Source organism: Halorussus limi (genome assembly GCF_023238205.1).
GTDB classification, from domain to species: Archaea; Halobacteriota; Halobacteria; order Halobacteriales; family Haladaptataceae; genus Halorussus; species Halorussus limi.
Window position 1 is genome coordinate 3,194,125 of the sequence record NZ_CP096659.1, and the last position, 16,417, is coordinate 3,210,541.

Genomic DNA, 16,417 nt, shown 5'->3' on the forward strand with positions numbered 1-16,417 from the left:
AGTAGACCTTAGCATGAGTGCGTCAGAGACTGCACGAACGAAGGAGAGTCGACTCACGGGGGAGAACGCCACCGAGGAAATTCGCGACCTGCCGCCGAGCGCCAAGTTGGTCGCCAAGGTGCTGGAGTACAACGACACCCTGACTCAGAGCCAAATCGCCGAGGAATCGCTCCTGCCCGACCGGACGGTCCGCTACGCGCTGAACCGCCTCGACGACGAGGGAATCGTGAGTTCGCGGTTCTCGTTCTCGGACGCGCGCAAGCGCCTCTACACGCTGGACCTAGACTAACCGGGACCGACCTCGACGGACTCGGCGTCGACGGTATCGGTGCCGACGGGGGCGATTGCCGCTTAGCTCTCTTCTCCGTTCTTTTCGGTTGGTACGTATGGTTAAGAGGAATCTCTGTATTGCTCTGAACGGTATAGTACGTCTTCTTATCGCGCCCGCACCGCCACGCGACGGAACGTCCGGCGGCGGCCGAAGTCTTGAGGGAGCGCGAGCGGGAAGTGCGACCGTGACCGACGAACTACAACCGAACGACCTCCGAGAGGAAGAACGCGTCCGCGTCGAGTGGTCCCCGCGGGGCGGTCGCGGGACCGGCGACGACGCGACGGGCGAAGTCACGCGGGTCTGGCGGCCCGACGCGGACGTCGAGGAGTTCACCGTCGAACGCGGCGACGACGCCATCAACGTCTACACCGACTACCGAACCCCGGTGGTCGAGCGCGTCGAGGGCGGACTGGAGGACGGCGAGGAACCGGAGACGGAGACCGTCGGGCGCTTGGACGCGATTCTCCCCGCGAGCGAGTGACGCCGGCGGCGTATCCACACGCATTTGGCCTCCCACTCCGTATCTGACTCCATGGACGCCGACGACGTGCGGGAACTCATCGAATCGAATCTCGAAGACGCCGAGGCGACCGTCAGCCACCCGCGCGGCGTGGACGACGAGGACCACCTCGCGGCCACCGTCGTCTCGCCCGCGTTCGAGGGCGAGTCGCTGGTCCAGCAGCACGAACTGGTCTACGACGCGCTGGGCGACCACATGACCGAGGACATCCACGCGCTCGAACTCAAGACCTACACTCCCGACGAGTACGCCGAGCAGCAGTAGCCGGACGAACCGAGTGGCGCCGTCGTCCGCAGCGGAGACGTAGCGCTCAAGGCGCTCACCGCCGTAGCCCGAGTCAGTGCTTCGGGACATCGTCGGAACGCTCCTCGCCGACCCGTTTACCGTCATGAACACGGTCGGACTGGTCGCGTTCGCGCTCGTCGGCGCGACCAAGGCGATACGCGAGGAGTTCGACGTGTTCGGAATCGCCGTCGTCGGCCTCGTCACTGCGTTCGCCGGCGGGGCAACGCGCGACCTTCTCGTGAACCGCGTTCCGCTGGCGCTCCGGTCGCTGGGCGAAATCAGTCTCGGACTGCTCGGCGTGGGTCTGGCGGTCGGTCTGAGCGTCGTCCTCGACTCGCCGGACGACCACCCGATTACGCTCGTCGCCGACGCCGTCGGACTCGCGGCGTTCACCACGGCGGGCGCCATCGTGGCGACCGACGCCGGCCTGTCGGGGTTCGGCGTCGTCGCGGTGGCGACCATCAACGCGGTCGGCGGCGGCGCGTTCGCGGACATCCTGTTGGACCGGTCGCCGTTCATCCTCTTCGACGACTTCTACGCGAGTTGTGCGGTGCTGGGCGGTAGCGCCTACTGGCTAGCGGTCGCCGTCGGCGCGGCGGGGAGTACCGCCGCGGTGGCGTGTGCGACGGTCGCGGTCGGAACGCGGGTGGCCGCGGTCAACTACGGGTGGAGTCTCCCGACGGTACAGATGTTCGGCCCGACCCGCGAGCGAATCGGCGACAAGCGGTGACTGCGGCCCGCCACGAGAAGAGAAATCGCGACGAGAGCGACCGGAGATTACCGAGCGCGCTCGACGAGTCGGCGGAGGTCGAGGTGGCCCGCGCCGTGGTACGCCTCGCCGCCGGGCGCGTCGCGGGCGGTCTCTCGAATCAGATTCTCGACTTCTGCGGCGCTGGCGTCCGGGCGGAGCGAGCGCACGAGCGCGACTGCGCCCGTGACCTGCGGGGCCGCCATGCTCGTTCCGGCTTTCCAGCCGTAACCGGGTTCGGTCTCGCCGTTCTCGTTCGTCTCGTAGACGCTGGAGAACACGAGGTCGTAGTACCAGCCCTCGACGCCGTCCGCGTAGGCGTCGAGGTCGTAGTTCCCGCCGCCGGCGCTCACGTCCACGGCCTCGCCGTAGTTGGTGTACTTCGCGGGTTGGGACGTCGATTTCTCCAACTTCTTCAGCCCCTTGTCCTCGCGGCTCGGTTTCTCGTCGTCCCAGAGGTAGCCGATGGGACCGGTCGCCGCGACGCCGAAGATTCCCTCGACTTCGGTCGGGAGGCTGAGGACGCCCTTGCGGTCCATGTCGAGCGCGTCGTTGCCCGCGGAGTTGACGATGACCATGTCCTGCTCGCGGGCGAAGTTTGCGGCGCGCCGGTACAGTTCCTTCACGTCGAGCAGGAACGGGTACTTCTCGGGGTAGACGTACGGGACCGGATAGCCGAGACTGATGTTCGCGGCGTCACAGCCCTTACTCGCCGCGTCCACGAGCGCCGCGATGACGTCGCCGCTCGCGCCACTCACGCCGGAGAAGACCCGATGGGAGAGGACTTCGGTGTCGGGCGCAGTGCCGAGAATGCCGTCCCCGGCGGCGTTCGTCCCCGCGACGATGCCCGCGACGTGGGTGCCGTGGTCGCCCGCGCCGTTCGGTCGGAAGTCGTACGGGTCGGTGGTGAAGTTCTCCGACAGTTCCTCGTTGACGACGCCTTCGAGGTCCGGGTGGTCGTAGACTCCGCTGTCGATGACCGCGACGCGGGTCCCCTCGCCGGTCGTCGTGTCTTGGACCGTCCGGCCGTCGCCGGGGTTCTCGGTCAGGTCGCCGACGCGTTGGGCGCGTTTGTCCCACTGGAGTTCCGTGTTGGTGGGAGCGCCACTGTCCCACGCCGGACCCTTGCTTCCGGGGCCCTTCGCCGAGTGCTCCTTGACGGGACCGCCTTCGGGCGTCGCGTCGTGCTGGTAGACCGCGAGGTCCGCGACCGTCGAGGCCGAACCGGGCACCGCGCCGGGGTCGCCGCGCGCCGCCAGCACGTCGATTTCGGAGATGTCGTGGATGATTTCGACTTCGTCCGGAACCTCGCTACGCGACACCTCGCGCAGGTCCACGAGGAATCGGCGGTCCGGTCCGCTCGCGCCACCGTCGGCGCTCGCCGCACCCGTCAACAGCGCGGCACTGCCGACCGCTCCGCCAGCCGCTTTGAGAAACGTCCGTCTGCTATGGTCTGACATTCCAGTCCGACGATTGAACGTCGACCACTTAATATTTTATATAATATCGGAAGAGTTTAATTAGGTTTCGTGGATGTAGCATAAATGTACTCCAAGAATATACTAACCCTATCTGGGTCAGAGACGACGAAAGTCAGCGAGCGACGAGCGAGCGCCGCGACACATCGCCGAGACGCGGGACGGCTACCCGAGTCTCGCACGGACCGGAAAAAAGCGAACCGAGGTCAGAAGTTGGGCTGTGCGACTTCCGTTCGATTCAGTTCTCGGTTGTGAAGCGACTCTCCCGTGTCGCGGTCGAAGACGTGAATCGCCTCCTCGGGGATGTGAGCGACGACCTCTTGGCCGCTCTCGACGTTCCGCATCCCCGAGACGGTGGCGACGAACGTCTCGACGTCCTCGTCGGAGGACGCCGCGGCGGCGTCCGCGAACGTGAGGTAGACGTTGTTCTCGTCGCCCATCGGTTCGACCACGTCCACGGACGTCCGGAACTCGTGGCGACCGTCGCCCTCGGCCGCGAGTTCGATGTCCTCGGGACGGATGCCGAGGACGAGTCGCTCGTGGCCTTCCACGTCGGTCAGCACGTCGTCGGAGAGCGGATACTCGAACTCGTCGGCCACGAGGCTCCCGCCCTGCAGTTCCACGTCGAAGAAGTTCATCGAGGGTTCGCCGATGAACCCGGCAACGAAGACGTTCGCCGGTTCGTGGTAGCACTCCAGCGGCGTGCCGACCTGCTGGAGTTCGCCGTCGTTCAGGATGGCGATGCGGTCGCCCATCGTCATCGCCTCGGTCTGGTCGTGGGTGACGTACACCGTCGTCACGCCGAGGTCCTCCTGCAAGCGCTGAAGCTCCGTCCGCATCTGCGAGCGGAGCTTCGCGTCGAGGTTCGAGAGCGGTTCGTCCATCAGGAACACCTCGGGGTCTCGGACGATTGCCCGGCCGAGCGCCACCCGCTGTTGCTGACCCCCCGAGAGTTCGCCGGGCTTGCGGTCGAGCAGGTCGGCGATGCCCATCATCTCGGCGGTCTGCTCGACCTGCGTGGCGATTTCGTCGTCGGGCATCTCGGTCGACTCCTCCAGTCCGAAACTCATGTTCTCCCGCACGGTCATGTGGGGGTAGAGCGCGTAGGACTGGAACACCATCGCGATGTCCCGCGCAGTCGGCGGTTCGTCGGTGATGTCGTGGTTGCCGAGTCGGATGTCACCCTGCGAGACGGTTTCGAGCCCCGCTATCATGCGCAGAGTGGTCGACTTGCCACAGCCGGACGGCCCGACCAGCACGAGGAACTCGCCGTCCTCGATTTCGACGTTGGCGTCGTCGACCGCCACGATGCGGTCCCCGTCGTCGTCGAACCACTTCGTGACTCCGTCTAACGTCAGTTCGGCCATCGTTCTGTCCTCCGTCGTAGAGTAGTGTAAGTCTTTGTCATGCTTCGCCTGCGACTCCTTTCGCGAACTGTTCACCGAACAGGACGTACACCAGCAGCGTGGGCAGGGCCGCGACGAACGCGCCCGCCATCTGGGTGTTGAACGATTCCACGATGCCGCCGGTCAGACTGTTGAGCGCGACGGTCACGGGTGCGGCCGCACCGCCGCCCGACGGCAGGATGACCAGCGCGAACAGCAGGTCGTTCCAGACCTGCGTGAACTGGTAGATGAGCGTCACCGCGAACATCGGCTTCGACAGCGGCAGGATGATGTTGCGGTAGATGCTGTAGACGCTCGCGCCGTCCAGTCGCGCGGCCTCTATCATCTCATCGGAGAGCGACTGGTAGTAGCCCCGGAACAACAGGAACGTGATGGGAATCCCGTACGCGGTGTGGGTGACGATGAGGTTGATGATGCTCGCGTAGTGGTCGTGCATCAGCGGCAAGCCCCACAGGAACGACAGCAGTTCCTGCGTGTTGACGATGGCGTAGAGCCGCGAGAGGGGCACCAGCACTGCCTGATACGGGATGAAGATGCCCGCGATGAACAGCGCGACCAGCGTGGTCTGGTACTTCCAGTCGATGGTCGTCAGCCCGTAGGCCGCGATGGACCCGAGGGTCGCCGACAGGACCGTCGCCGGGACCGCCAACAGGAGGCTGTTTATCAGCGCGCCCGACATCGCGTCGAACGCGACCCGCCACGGTTCGACCGTGAATCCCTCGACGGCGACGAGTCCCGACTCGAAGGTGATCGGCGGCAGGAACGGGACCGTCCTGTTGAACGCGTCGGTCGTCTTGAACGCGGTCATCAGGCCCGCCTCCAGCGGCGCGAGGTAGAACGCGACGAGCGCGAGGAGTACAGCGTAGAGCGCGGCTCGCCGGCCGTCGGTGTCTCGAACCGTCTGTTCGACTCGCTCGCGTCTGGTGTGGTCCTCCGGATTCGGACTGGCTGGCGGACTGCTCATAGTTCACCTCGTCGGTATTCGCTGTAGAGGTACGGTGCGACCACCGCCAGCGCCATGGCGAACAGCACGATGGCGATGGCCGACCCGTACGCCCAGTTGTTCGACCCGAACGCCTCGCGGAACATCAGCGTCGCGAGGATGTCCGCGGCCGGGCCGGGGTTGTTGCCGAACATCACGTAGAGGAAGTCGAAGGCCTTCAGCGCGAACACCATCAGCACCACCGCGGCGCTCATGGTCGAGGCCCGAAGTTGGGGCAGGATGACCCGCCAGTACATCTTCAGGGTGCTCGCGCCGTCGACCTTCGCGGCCTCGTAGTGAGACGTCGGAATCGCTCGAAGCCCCGCGAGGTACACGACCATCGCGTACCCCGAGAACTGCCAGATGAGCGCGAAGATGACCGCCGCCAGTTTGGTGTCGGGGTTCGAGATCCACTGGAGCGTCAGGAAGTCCAGACCCAACTGGCGGAGCGTGACGTTTATCATCCCTATCTGGGGGTTGTACATCCACGCCCAGAACTTCGCGGTCACGACGAACGACAGGCTCATCGGCAGCAGATAGATGATTCGGAAGGTGTTCTCGAACCGTATCTCCTGGTCCACGAGGATGGCGAGCAGGAGGCCGACCACGAGACAGACCCCCGTGAACGCCACCAGCAGGACCAGCGTGTTCTGGGCCGCGGTCCAGAACGACGGGTCCGAGAACGCCTCGCGATACATTTCGAGGTCGAATTGGGAAATCTTGTACTCCGGCAGCAACAGCCCCTCGAAGTCGGTCAGCGAGATGACGAGGTTCCACCCGATGGCTCCGTACACGAAAAAGCCCATCAGCAGGAACGGCGGCAGCCAGAACGGCATCGACTGGACGAAGTCGCTCGACAGGAACGACCCGCCGCTCCGCGTCTCGGACTCGGTGGCTTCGGCGGACTCGCCGCTGACCGTGGCCCCGCCGTCGGTGCGGAGGTCCGGCGAGGCCCGCGAACCGTCGGCCGACTCCCCGCCATCCGTGCGAACCGGCCCCGTCTCGTCGCCGTTCCGGGGGGTTATCCGTCGGAGTACGTCTCTGAGTCGTTGCATGTGAAAAAGGAACAGTCGGAACTGTCTTCAGTTGAACGCCTTGGTCAGTTGGCTGTAGGTCTTGTCGACGTTCCAGCCGGACGTGAACGTGGACATCGCGTCGCCGAAGTTGCTCTTGGCCTCCGGCGGGATGGCGAGTCCGTGTTGGATGGACTTGACCTGCGCCTTCGAGTTCTTGAAGTCGTCCATCTGGCGGCTGAGGAACGGACCGAACTTGTCCTTGGGAACGTCGGTCCGGGGCGGAATCGACCCCTTCTTCGGGTTGAACCGCTCCTGGGCATCGACCGAGCCACAGTACTGCAGGAACTTCTCGGTGGCCTTCGGCGAAGGGTTGTTCTTCGGGAAGGGGAACGAGTCCATGTTGAGCGCGTAGATGCCCTCGGTGCCGGGGAACGGAACCTGACCCCACTCGGAGTCGAACTTGAACCCGTCCTGCGAGCGGTACATGCCCGCGGCCCAGTCGCCCTGATGGAAGAAGGCGGCCTCGCCGTTGATGACCTTCTTGTTCGCCTCGGTCCACGAGATGGACCCGGCGTCGTCGTTGAAGTACTGCTTGTAGTCTTTGACTATCTGGAGCGAGTCCTTGATGGCCTTCTTGTTCTCCTCGACCTTCCCCTCGGTGAACGCCACGTAGGTCTCCTTACCGTACTCGCCGAGGAGGACCTGCGCCCAGAGCTGGGAGGTGGACCACGCGGACTTGGTCTGGTGGGCCATGCCGACCGCGTCGGTGTTGTTCTCGACCTTCTTCATCGCGGCAACGAGGTCACTGGGCTTCGAGATGGACGCGGGGTCGACGCCCGCCTTCTCGACGACCTTCTTGTTGTAGAAGAGGTTGTTGAGTCGGTGGATGTTGATGGGGACCGTGACGAACTTCCCGCCGGGCTTGGCGACGTCCTTCGGCCCCTGCTTGTACGCGCTCTTCATGTTGTTGGTCGACCAGACCGAGTCGCCGATGTCCTTCAGTTTGTCCGCTTCCACGAACGGCTGGAGGTGCGCGCCCGGCCACGCCTGCCACGAACTCGGCGGGTTGTTGTTCAGCACGCGCTTCTTGATGACCGTCTTGAGGTTCTGGCCCGCACCGCCGGGGACGGGGTTCTGGTTGACCTTGATGTCGGGGTGCTTCTCCTTGAAGCCCTCGAACAGCGCCTTGACCGCCGCGGCACCGTCACCGCCGGTCCACCAGTGCTGGACCTCCAGCGGCTTGTAGTTCGAGGACTGCTCCTCGGTGGTAGTGTCGCCGCCGTCGGACGACCCCGTGGTCGTCTCCGAACCGGAGTCGGTGGTCGTCGTAGAGTCGCCCTCGCCACCGCCACCCATGCAACCGGCCAGTCCGGTTACGCCGATAGTACCCGCACCGGCCGCTTTGATGTAATCGCGCCGAGAAACGTCGGAACCTTCGTTGGCATCTGTCATACTGTAAGCCTAACAGATGTAATCTGCCACCAGCCACTTAAACGTTGTTGAAATTAATGCAGGACCGAGTAAATTGTGAGACGATAACACGCTCGGTGAGTAGACCGGGTGTAAACCCGATTTTACGAGTGTTATCGAAAATCCCGGAGTGGATTTACGAACGAAGCTATCGGAAAAATTTGCCGTTCGTCGGCTAACAGTTACCGGCTCGGTCGTTTCGTTTCGCTGTCTCTTCCCGTCGTTCTATAAGTTCAATTACAGTATCTCGCGTTCGCTCCGACACTGTCGCGTCCAAAATACGAGGTGGCGAGTTCGTGAAAGTGAAGCACGCTCGACACTCAGGGACACGGCCAGTCGCGATTCTGCGCTCGCTCGATTCCGAGGTCGGCTCCCGTCAACTGCTGTTCCTATCCCGAACGTGTGACTCACCGACCGCTTCTCCGGGGGTTTCCGGCCGGTCTCGCGACGCACGTCACGAAAGAAGACTCGTCTCCGTCGAGGCGCGCTCTCGCCCACGGAAGACAAGAGGCGTCCTCAGTTGAACGCCTGTTTCATCTGCTGGAACGTCTTGTCGACGTTCCAGTCCGAGGTGAAGGTCGCCGTCGCGTCCTTCATCCCCGTCAGCGGTTCGGGTGCGACCGCGAGTCCGTGCGTGATAGACGGGACCTGCGCCTTCGAGTTCTTGAAGTCGTCCATCTGGCGCTGGAGGAACGGACCGAACTCGTCCTTGGGAACGTCGGTCCGGGGCGGAATCGACCCCTTCTTCGGGTTGAACCGCTCTTGGGCGTCCACGGAACCGCAGTACTGCAGGAACTTCTCGGTGGCCTTCGGCGAAGGGTTGTTCTTCGGGAAGGGGAACGAGTCCATGTTGAACGCGTAGACGCCCTTCGACCCGGGGAACGAGACCTGGTCCCAGTGGGTGCCGAACTCGAAGCCGTCCTGCCCGCGGTACATGCCCGCGGCCCAGTCGCCCTGCTGGTAGAACGCCGCCTCGCCGTTGATGACCTTCGTGTTCGCCTCGGTCCAACTGACCGAACCGTTGTCCTCGTTGAAGTACTGCTTGTAGTCTTTGACTGTCTGGAGGGCACCCTTGACGGCCTGCTGGTTCTCGGCAATCTTGCCTTCGGCGACTGCCTGGTAGGTATTGCGCCCGTACTCCCCGAGGAGCACGGCCTCCCACAGGTCGAGCGTCGGCCACGGGTGCTTGGTCGAGTGCGCCATGCCGACCGCGTCGGTGTTGTTCTCGACCTTCTTCATCGCGGCAACGAGGTCACTGGGCTTCGAGATGGACGCGGGGTCGACGCCCGCCTTCTCGACGACCTTCTTGTTGTAGAAGAGGTTGTTGAGTCGGTGGATGTTGATGGGGACCGTGACGAACTTCCCGCCGGGTTTCGCGGCGTCCTTCGGCCCTTTCAGGTAGGCGTCCTTCATCCCGTTCTTCGACCAGACCGAGTCGCCGATGTCCTTCAGTTTCCCCGCCTCCACGAACGGTTGGAGGTTCTTACCCGGCCACGCCTGCCACGAACTCGGCGGGTTGTTGTTCAGCACGCGCTTCTTGATGACCGTGTGGAGGTTCGTCCCGCCGCCGCCCGGAACCGGGTTCTCCTTCAGTTTGATGTCGGGGTACTTCTGCTTGAAGCCCTCGAAGAGCGCGGTCACTGCCTTGTTGCCGTCACCGCCGGTCCACCAGTGCTGAACCTCCAGCGGTTTGTAGTCGGTCGAGGACTCCCCTTCGGTTGTGGTGTCCCCGCCGTCCATCGACTCCGTCGTCTCTGTGGTGGCGTCGGTAGTAGTCGTCGTCGCTTCGCTCCCACCGCCGCCGGTACAACCGGCGAGACCGGTTAGTCCGATGGTGCCCGCGGTTACGGTTTTCAAATACGTCCGTCTCGAAGCCTCGTGACTGTCCTCGCTACCTGTCATACAAGTGGAGCCTACGAAGTCTAACTTCAACGACCAACTTAACAGTTATCAAAGATAAGCAACATTATAGTTGCACATGAAATTGTGTCAGTGAGTCGCGTAAACCGAGCGACTAGAAGCGCGCGAAGTACCAGAGCGGGCAGTACGTCCGTCGTCCGCCGTGCGCGAGTCCCGACCGACCCCGGACAGGGACTCCGTTTCGGTGGGTTTTACGCCCGGCACCGCGAACGCCGACACGTATGAGCGACGACGAGGACTACCGGATAGAGGAGGACAGTCTCGGAGAGATGCAGGTCCCGGCAGACGCCTACTGGGGCGCACAGACCCAGCGCGCGCTACAGAACTTCCCCGTCTCGGGCATCACCTTCGGGCGGCGCTTCGTCCGTGCGCTCGGCGTCGTGAAGAAGGCCGCCGCGCGGGCCAATCGGGACCTCGAACTGATTCCCGAGGACAAGGCCGACGCCATCGTCGAGGCCGCCGACGAGGTCATCGAGGGCCGCCACGACGACCAGTTCCCGGTGGACGTGTTCCAGACCGGGTCGGGGACCTCCACGAACATGAACGCCAACGAGGTCATCGCCAACCGCGCGACCGAAATCTACGGCGGCGAAGTCGGGTCCCGCGAGATTCATCCCAACGACCACGTCAACTTCGGCCAGTCGTCGAACGACGTGATTCCGACCGCGATGCACGTCGCGTCGCTCGAAGCCGTCGAGAAGGACCTCCTGCCCGCGCTCGATTCGCTCCGCGAGGCCCTCGAAGACAAGGAGGAGGAGTTCGACGACGTGGTCAAGACCGGTCGCACTCACCTGCAGGACGCCACGCCGGTCCGCCTCGGTCAGGAGTTCGGCGGCTACCGCACGCAGGTCGAGAAGGGCCTCTCCCGGGTCGACTACGTGCGCGACCACCTCTCGGAGTTGGCGCTCGGCGGGACCGCGGTCGGTACCGGTCTCAACACCCACCCCGACTTCCCGGAGAAGGCCGCCGAGTACATCTCCGAGGAGACCGGCGTCGAGTTCCGCGAGGCCGACAACCACTTCGAGGCGCAGGCCGCCCACGACGCGATGTCGGAGGCCCACGGCGCGCTCCGCACCATCGCGGGGTCGCTCAACAAGATAGCCAACGACCTCCGCCTGCTGGCCTCCGGGCCGCGGAACGGTCTCGGCGAGATAGAACAACCGGAGAACCAGCCCGGTAGCTCCATCATGCCCGGCAAAATCAACCCCGTCGTCGCCGAGGCGGTCAATCAGGTCCACAAGCAGGTCGTGGGCAACGACGCCGCCGTGAGCGCCGGGGCCGCGGAGGGCCAGATAGACCTCAACCTCTACAAGCCGGTCCTCGCGCACAACTTCCTCCAGTCCGCGGAGATGCTCGCCAACGCTTCGGAGGTGTTCGGCGAGAAGTTCGTCCGGAAACTGGAAGCCAACGAGGAACACTGCGAGCGACAGGTCGAACAGAGCATGGCGCTGGCCACCGCGCTCAACCCCCACATCGGCTACGACAAGGCCAGCGACGCCGCCAAGACCGCCCTGAAGGAGGGCAAGACGGTCAAGGAAGTCGTCGTCGAGAAGGGCTATCTCAGCGAGGAGGAGGCCGAGGAGGTCATCGACCCCGAGGCCATGACCCACCGGGGGATTCTCGGAAGCGGCGAGTAACCGTAATTCCCTAACAGTCGGAAAGTAAATAATTTATACCATTATTACTACGTTTCTAGCCGTCGGTTTCGAACCGTCAGGAGATGAATCAAATGTTTGGTTTCGTCTTCGGCGTTTCCACGAACTGCGGAATGCGGTGTCTCTGGCCGCAGCAGTGAACGGAACGCCTGTCGGGCGTATCGGTTTCGAACCGAGACGGCACCCCCGTCTCCGCCGTGGAGGTGCGGACGCGACGCTTCTCCCGAAGTACGATAACAGTACGTTTCGCAGTGACGCGTACGACCTGCGTACGGTCGAGTCCGAGCGACGGAACTGCGGTACGACCGTCGAGCGGAGTTCGTCGCGACGCTCGGCCCGCCGCCGGAACGCCCACCAGTCGTTTCAGGCAGGCCACCGTGTCTCTACTCTATGTCAGACCGCGACGCAGCGACATTCGAGATGACGCGCAACGAGGCCCGCGTGGTCATCGCCGCGCTCGCCGACGAGGAGATGACCGCCTCGGGCGACCGGGGGATGCGGCTCCAGAACGTGCAGGACCACCTCGCGGCCGAGTTCGACTTCGACGAACACCGCGGGGTCGAGAAGGGCGAGATGGCCGCCGAGGACGACGAGGGATGGCTCGACAACGACTCCATCTTCGGCGGCAACGACCCCGACGACACCGAGACGGTGGAACTCGCGCGCGCCGAGGCCACCGCGGTGACCGACGCGCTCGCCGCCTTCGAGTTGGACGAGACCCACGAGAACGCCGGGACCGCCGAGAACGTGCGCGAGCGAATCGCCGACGCGTTCGACTCCTGAACGTCAGAGCGGCAACGCGGCCGTAATCACGCCGGCTATCGTGCCGACCGCGGTCTCCCACACCGAGAACCCCGTGAAGACGGAGAGGGCAGTGTCGAGACCGAAGAACAGGAACAGCACCGCGCCGGCGTAGTGGGCCTTCCGCACGTCGAACTTGTGGGAGAACTTGTGGAAGAAGAACGCGTTGGCGAGGCTGACCGGGATGACGGCCAGCATCTCTCCCGCCCAGATGGCCGGGGTCGCGCCGTACCGGACCGCCAGCCCGATGGTGACCAGTTGGGTCTTGTCGCCGAACTCGCCGGCCGCCAGCATCACGAAGATGGGGAGAAACCCGCCGAGCGCGTCGGGGACCTCGCGGCCGAACAGCGACACGTCGAGGTCGCCCGTGCCCATCATTCCGCCGTCGGTCTCGGCCGGCGTCTCGCCGCGCTCGGGGGCCGACTCGACGAGGAGGACCGCGAAGACGAGGAAGAGGCCCACGGTGAACACGTCGAGGTAGACCTGCGGGAGCGCGCCCTTCAGCGCGCTCCCGAACCAGATTTCGAGCGCGGTCCACCCGGCGAACGCGCTCCCGGCGGCCGCCACGACGACCCACGGGTTGTACCTCGTCGAGAGTCCCGCGATGATGAACTGGACCTTCTCGCCGGGCAGCACCGCCAGTTGGGCCGTGAACGCCACGACGAGGATTTCGAGCCAGCCGTTCATCGAGTCGCCACCTCCGCGCTTCGAGCAGGGCGGGCCGCCCGCGAGGTGAGCGTGTCGGGGGAGCCCATCGTTACCAAAGATTAGACTCGTCTAAACTAAAAGACCTTTCCTTCTAATAAGTCGCGCCGGCGTGACTCGCGGCCGGTCGGCCGCGCGGGACGGTCCTGCGGGTCAGTCCAACGAGTCGGCTCTCGGTCCGACAGTCGTGCGCGACTGGTCGGACAGGACGGCTTCGACGTAGCAAAGCGGAGCGACGGACAAAAGCGACGCGGCCGACGGCTACTGGTTTCGACTGCTTTCGAGGTAGAGGTGGCCGAGCGCGAGACCGAAAAGCGGTAGGAGGACCGCGGACAGCCCCGCCGATATCAGTCCGCCGACGACTGTGAGCGGTCCGAAGATACCCGCTACGTAGTTCGAGACGCCGATGAGCGCGAAGTAAACGAGACTGACGCCCACCAGTTTGAGGACGTTTCCGCCGCCCGCGCGCCAGCCCGCCTTCAGACTCGCCAGCGGTCCCTTCCGGTCGATGACGCAGGCCGGGAAGGCCAGCACGAGTCGGTGGAGGACGTAGATGCCGGGCAGGACGAACAGGAGGAGACCCACTACGAAAAGTATCCACGTCGGGATTGCCACCGCAACGAGCGCCGGGACTCGCTTCGCGGCCGCGACGACGTGGTCGCGTAGCGGCCGCTTTCGGTTCGCCACCGCGTCCGCGGCGCTCGTGTACGCGACGCTCCAGACGACTGTGACGGCGAGGAAGTAGACGAGATACAGCGGCCAGACCCAACTGGCGAACTCGGGCGTCTCGCCCGCCGTCGCCGGCGAGACACCGAGGTTGGCGACGACCGTTATCAGGGCGACGAGAAAGACGAAGCCGACGAGTTCGAGGCGGTCGGTCAGCGCCTCCCACGACCAGCGCAGGGTGTCCACCACCCCGAGCGTGCGGACGTGAACCCGGTCGGTCTGTTCGACAGGTCCGGAACGTGGTTCGGTTCCCATTGCCCTCCGGTTAACAGACGTTTGATATAAATTCCGGGGGTGCGGGGTCTCGATGCAACTCGACCGACGGGAGTTCGACGCTCCCGGTCACTCCGGCGACTCGCCGCTCCCGATGCCCTCGCGGGCGACCCGCGCGCTGGCCCGCTCGACGAACTCGTCGGGCAACCGCTCGATTTCGCCCGCCTGTACCCGCCAGAGGTTCGCGTAGAGACCGTCCGCGTCGAGCAGGTCCTCGTGGGTGCCCCGCTCCACGATGCGGCCGTCCTCGACCACGAGGATGGTGTCGGCGTCGCGGACCGTCGAGAGGCGGTGGGCGATGACGAACGCGGTTCGGTCGGCCGCGAGTTTGTCTATCGACTGCTGGATGAGCATCTCCGTCTCGGTGTCCACCGCGGAGGTCGCCTCGTCGAAGACGAGAATCTCCGGCCGCCGGAGGATGGTCCGAGCGATGGCGACTCGCTGGCGCTGGCCGCCCGAGAGTTTCACGCCGCGCTCGCCGATGTCGGTGTCGTAGTCCTCGGGCAGGTTCTGGATGAACTCGTGGGCCTCGGCGCGCTTCGCCGCCTCGACCACCTCCTCGTCGGTAGCGTCGAAGTGGCCGTACTCGATGTTCTCGGCGACCGTGCCGTCGAACAGGAAGTTGTCCTGTCCGACGTAGCCCATCGACCCGCGGAGACCGGCCAGCGTCACGTCGCGAACGTCGCGGCCGTCGATTTCGACGACTCCCTCGTTCACGTCGTAGAGGCGCAACAGGAGTTTGACGATGGTCGTCTTGCCCGCCCCGGTCGGCCCCACGACGCCGACGGTCTCGCCCGGTTCGACCTCGAAATTCACGCCTTCGAGGACCGTCTCGTCCTCGTAGGCGAACGACACGTCCCGGAACCGGACTCGGCCGCGCACGTTTTCGAGGTCGGTCGCGTCGGGCGCGTCCTCGACGCTGGCGGGGAGGCTCATCAGGCCGAGGATGCGCTTGGTCGAGGCCTTGGCGTCCTCGTAGCGCTCCACGATGGTTCCCATCTGAGCGAGCGGGTTGACCATGCGCTGGGTCAGCAGGAGGAACGTGACCAACTGGCCGACCGAGAGGTCGCCCGAGAGCGGGCCCGGCGGTCCCTCCAGAATCCAGATGCCGCCGACGACGAACGTGGCGATAAAGGCCAGCGAGGTGAGCGCCTGCAGACCCGGCCGATAGACGAAGCTGAGTCGGAGCGCGAGCCAGTCGAGGCGGAAGTACTTGTAGGAGTGGTCCTCGACCCGGTCGTCCTCGTACTCCTCAGTGTTGCTCGCCTTGATGACCTGAATCCCGTTGAGGTTGTTCTCCAACCTGCTGTTGAGGTCGCCGATGGACGACCGCACGTCGGCGTACCGCTCCTCGGCGAGTCTGGTGTACCAGTAAGTGAACAGTATCGAGAGCGGGATGACGACGAGGGTAATCGCCGCGAGTTGGGAGTTTATCCAGAGCAGGACGACCGCGGTCCCGAGCATCAGGACGCCCAACTGGATGGCCTCGCCCATCATCGAGTCGAGGAACTGCTCCAGTCGGTTCGTGTCGTTTGAGAGGATGGAGATGAGTTCGCCGGTCTGCATCTCGTCGAAGAAGTCCATGTCGAGTCGCTGCATCTCCTGATAGGTCGCGGTCCGGACCTCGTGTTTCACCCGGTGGGAGAAGAGGTTGAGCGAGGTCTGGCGCACGAAGTTGAGGACGGCCTGCCCGACCATCGCCACGCCCATCAGGACGATGGCGAACCAGAACTGGTCTTCGGTCCCGTCGGGGAGCCACGCCGCCGGGACGCCGGGCAGCGCGAACGCCTGATTGTCCCGGAAGATGGCGTCGATGGCGACCCCGAGGACGACCGGCGGGACCAGCGAGAGGAAGCGCGCGCCGATGCTCGACAGGATGCCGACCGCGAACCAGCGCCGACTCCCCTCCCCGTAGCGCAGGAACAACTGAACCAGCGGATGCTCTACCTCTCGGCGGTGTTTCTCGACGTACTCGGCGTCGATGGCTTCGTCGGTACTCATCGGAGGCGGTAATCCTTGGGAGATATTGCCAGCCGATTGAAAAGCCTTGCCGAACCAGCACGGGCGTCCGGGTTCGCCCGCACTCGGTCCGACTTTCGCT

At 64.6% G+C, this 16,417-nt stretch carries 15 protein-coding genes; 6 read left to right on the forward strand and 9 right to left on the reverse strand.

The features are described from left to right. Positions 1–13 precede the first annotated feature (13 nt). From M0R89_RS16285 to M0R89_RS16300, 4 genes are all read left to right on the forward strand, one after another. Entirely contained in the window at positions 14–289 is a 276-nt protein-coding gene (locus M0R89_RS16285) for a MarR family transcriptional regulator (protein ID WP_248650133.1), read from the forward strand. 226 nt (positions 290–515) lie between these two features. Continuing rightward, the gene (locus tag M0R89_RS16290; RefSeq protein WP_248650134.1) at positions 516–812 is read left to right on the forward strand and encodes a hypothetical protein; all 297 of its coding nucleotides are present in this window, start codon (positions 516–518) and stop codon (positions 810–812) included. A gap of 51 nt (positions 813–863) precedes the next feature. Further along, the gene (locus M0R89_RS16295; RefSeq protein ID WP_248650135.1) at positions 864–1,115 is read left to right on the forward strand and encodes a BolA family protein; all 252 of its coding nucleotides are present in this window, start codon (positions 864–866) and stop codon (positions 1,113–1,115) included. A 124-nt stretch (positions 1,116–1,239) separates the two neighbouring features. Beyond that, positions 1,240–1,866: a trimeric intracellular cation channel family protein gene (locus M0R89_RS16300; RefSeq protein ID WP_248652287.1), complete on the forward strand. Its 627-nt coding sequence runs from the start codon at positions 1,240–1,242 to the stop codon at positions 1,864–1,866. Between the two features lie 47 nt (positions 1,867–1,913). Here the strand turns inward: M0R89_RS16300 and M0R89_RS16305 are convergent, their stop codons facing one another. The 6 genes from M0R89_RS16305 to M0R89_RS16330 form a co-directional block, all read right to left on the reverse strand. Beyond that, positions 1,914–3,344, reverse strand: coding sequence for a S8 family peptidase (locus M0R89_RS16305; protein ID WP_248650136.1), 1,431 nt, complete (start codon positions 3,342–3,344; stop codon positions 1,914–1,916). 224 nt (positions 3,345–3,568) lie between these two features. After that, entirely contained in the window at positions 3,569–4,729 is a 1,161-nt protein-coding gene (locus tag M0R89_RS16310; RefSeq protein ID WP_248650137.1) for an ABC transporter ATP-binding protein, read from the reverse strand. Between the two features lie 37 nt (positions 4,730–4,766). After that, positions 4,767–5,732 (reverse strand): carbohydrate ABC transporter permease, encoded by a 966-nt coding sequence (locus M0R89_RS16315; protein ID WP_248650138.1) that lies wholly within the window; start codon positions 5,730–5,732, stop codon positions 4,767–4,769. Further along, a complete protein-coding gene (locus M0R89_RS16320) occupies positions 5,729–6,805 on the reverse strand; it encodes a carbohydrate ABC transporter permease (RefSeq protein ID WP_248650139.1) in 1,077 nt (358 codons plus the stop codon). Before M0R89_RS16320 ends, M0R89_RS16315 begins: the two co-directional genes overlap by 4 nt. Before the next feature lie 27 nt (positions 6,806–6,832). Further along, on the reverse strand, positions 6,833–8,218 hold the full coding sequence (locus M0R89_RS16325) for an ABC transporter substrate-binding protein (RefSeq protein ID WP_248650140.1): 1,386 nt from the start codon (positions 8,216–8,218) through the stop codon (positions 6,833–6,835). 534 nt (positions 8,219–8,752) lie between these two features. Further along, entirely contained in the window at positions 8,753–10,138 is a 1,386-nt protein-coding gene (locus M0R89_RS16330; RefSeq protein ID WP_368408842.1) for an ABC transporter substrate-binding protein, read from the reverse strand. 239 nt (positions 10,139–10,377) lie between these two features. Here M0R89_RS16330 and M0R89_RS16335 point away from each other — a divergent pair, with 239 nt between their 5' ends. Continuing rightward, positions 10,378–11,793: a class II fumarate hydratase gene (locus M0R89_RS16335; protein ID WP_248650142.1), complete on the forward strand. Its 1,416-nt coding sequence runs from the start codon at positions 10,378–10,380 to the stop codon at positions 11,791–11,793. 408 nt (positions 11,794–12,201) lie between these two features. After that, positions 12,202–12,594 carry a hypothetical protein gene (locus M0R89_RS16340; RefSeq protein WP_248650143.1) on the forward strand — a complete coding sequence of 131 codons (393 nt, stop codon included), beginning with the start codon at positions 12,202–12,204 and terminating at the stop codon, positions 12,592–12,594. Positions 12,595–12,597: 3 nt separating this feature from the next. On the opposite strand, the gene M0R89_RS16345 is transcribed toward M0R89_RS16340, so the two are convergent. The 3 genes from M0R89_RS16345 to M0R89_RS16355 all read right to left on the reverse strand — a co-directional run bounded on the left by M0R89_RS16345 (position 12,598) and on the right by M0R89_RS16355 (position 16,317). Continuing rightward, the gene (locus M0R89_RS16345) at positions 12,598–13,299 is read right to left on the reverse strand and encodes a TMEM165/GDT1 family protein (RefSeq protein WP_248650144.1); all 702 of its coding nucleotides are present in this window, start codon (positions 13,297–13,299) and stop codon (positions 12,598–12,600) included. Between the two features lie 279 nt (positions 13,300–13,578). Then, positions 13,579–14,298, reverse strand: coding sequence for a hypothetical protein (locus M0R89_RS16350; protein WP_248650145.1), 720 nt, complete (start codon positions 14,296–14,298; stop codon positions 13,579–13,581). Positions 14,299–14,385: 87 nt separating this feature from the next. Further along, positions 14,386–16,317: an ABC transporter ATP-binding protein gene (locus M0R89_RS16355; protein ID WP_248650146.1), complete on the reverse strand. Its 1,932-nt coding sequence runs from the start codon at positions 16,315–16,317 to the stop codon at positions 14,386–14,388. Positions 16,318–16,417 lie beyond the last annotated feature (100 nt).

Bases quoted from the DNA above. Each gene is read 5' to 3' on its own strand.
- M0R89_RS16330 (WP_368408842.1), bottom strand. From the start codon at position 10,138: ATGACAGGTAGCGAGGACAGTCACGAGGCTTCGAGACGGACGTATTTG.
- M0R89_RS16340 (WP_248650143.1), top strand. From the start codon at position 12,202: ATGTCAGACCGCGACGCAGCGACATTCGAGATGACGCGCAACGAGGCC.
- M0R89_RS16335 (WP_248650142.1), top strand. From the start codon at position 10,378: ATGAGCGACGACGAGGACTACCGGATAGAGGAGGACAGTCTCGGAGAG.
- M0R89_RS16355 (WP_248650146.1), bottom strand. From the start codon at position 16,317: ATGAGTACCGACGAAGCCATCGACGCCGAGTACGTCGAGAAACACCGC.
- M0R89_RS16345 (WP_248650144.1), bottom strand. From the start codon at position 13,299: ATGAACGGCTGGCTCGAAATCCTCGTCGTGGCGTTCACGGCCCAACTG.
- M0R89_RS16305 (WP_248650136.1), bottom strand. From the start codon at position 3,344: ATGTCAGACCATAGCAGACGGACGTTTCTCAAAGCGGCTGGCGGAGCG.
- M0R89_RS16325 (WP_248650140.1), bottom strand. From the start codon at position 8,218: ATGACAGATGCCAACGAAGGTTCCGACGTTTCTCGGCGCGATTACATC.
- M0R89_RS16320 (WP_248650139.1), bottom strand. From the start codon at position 6,805: ATGCAACGACTCAGAGACGTACTCCGACGGATAACCCCCCGGAACGGC.
- M0R89_RS16300 (WP_248652287.1), top strand. From the start codon at position 1,240: ATGAACACGGTCGGACTGGTCGCGTTCGCGCTCGTCGGCGCGACCAAG.
- M0R89_RS16295 (WP_248650135.1), top strand. From the start codon at position 864: ATGGACGCCGACGACGTGCGGGAACTCATCGAATCGAATCTCGAAGAC.
- M0R89_RS16315 (WP_248650138.1), bottom strand. From the start codon at position 5,732: ATGAGCAGTCCGCCAGCCAGTCCGAATCCGGAGGACCACACCAGACGC.
- M0R89_RS16350 (WP_248650145.1), bottom strand. From the start codon at position 14,298: ATGGGAACCGAACCACGTTCCGGACCTGTCGAACAGACCGACCGGGTT.
- M0R89_RS16310 (WP_248650137.1), bottom strand. From the start codon at position 4,729: ATGGCCGAACTGACGTTAGACGGAGTCACGAAGTGGTTCGACGACGAC.
- M0R89_RS16285 (WP_248650133.1), top strand. From the start codon at position 14: ATGAGTGCGTCAGAGACTGCACGAACGAAGGAGAGTCGACTCACGGGG.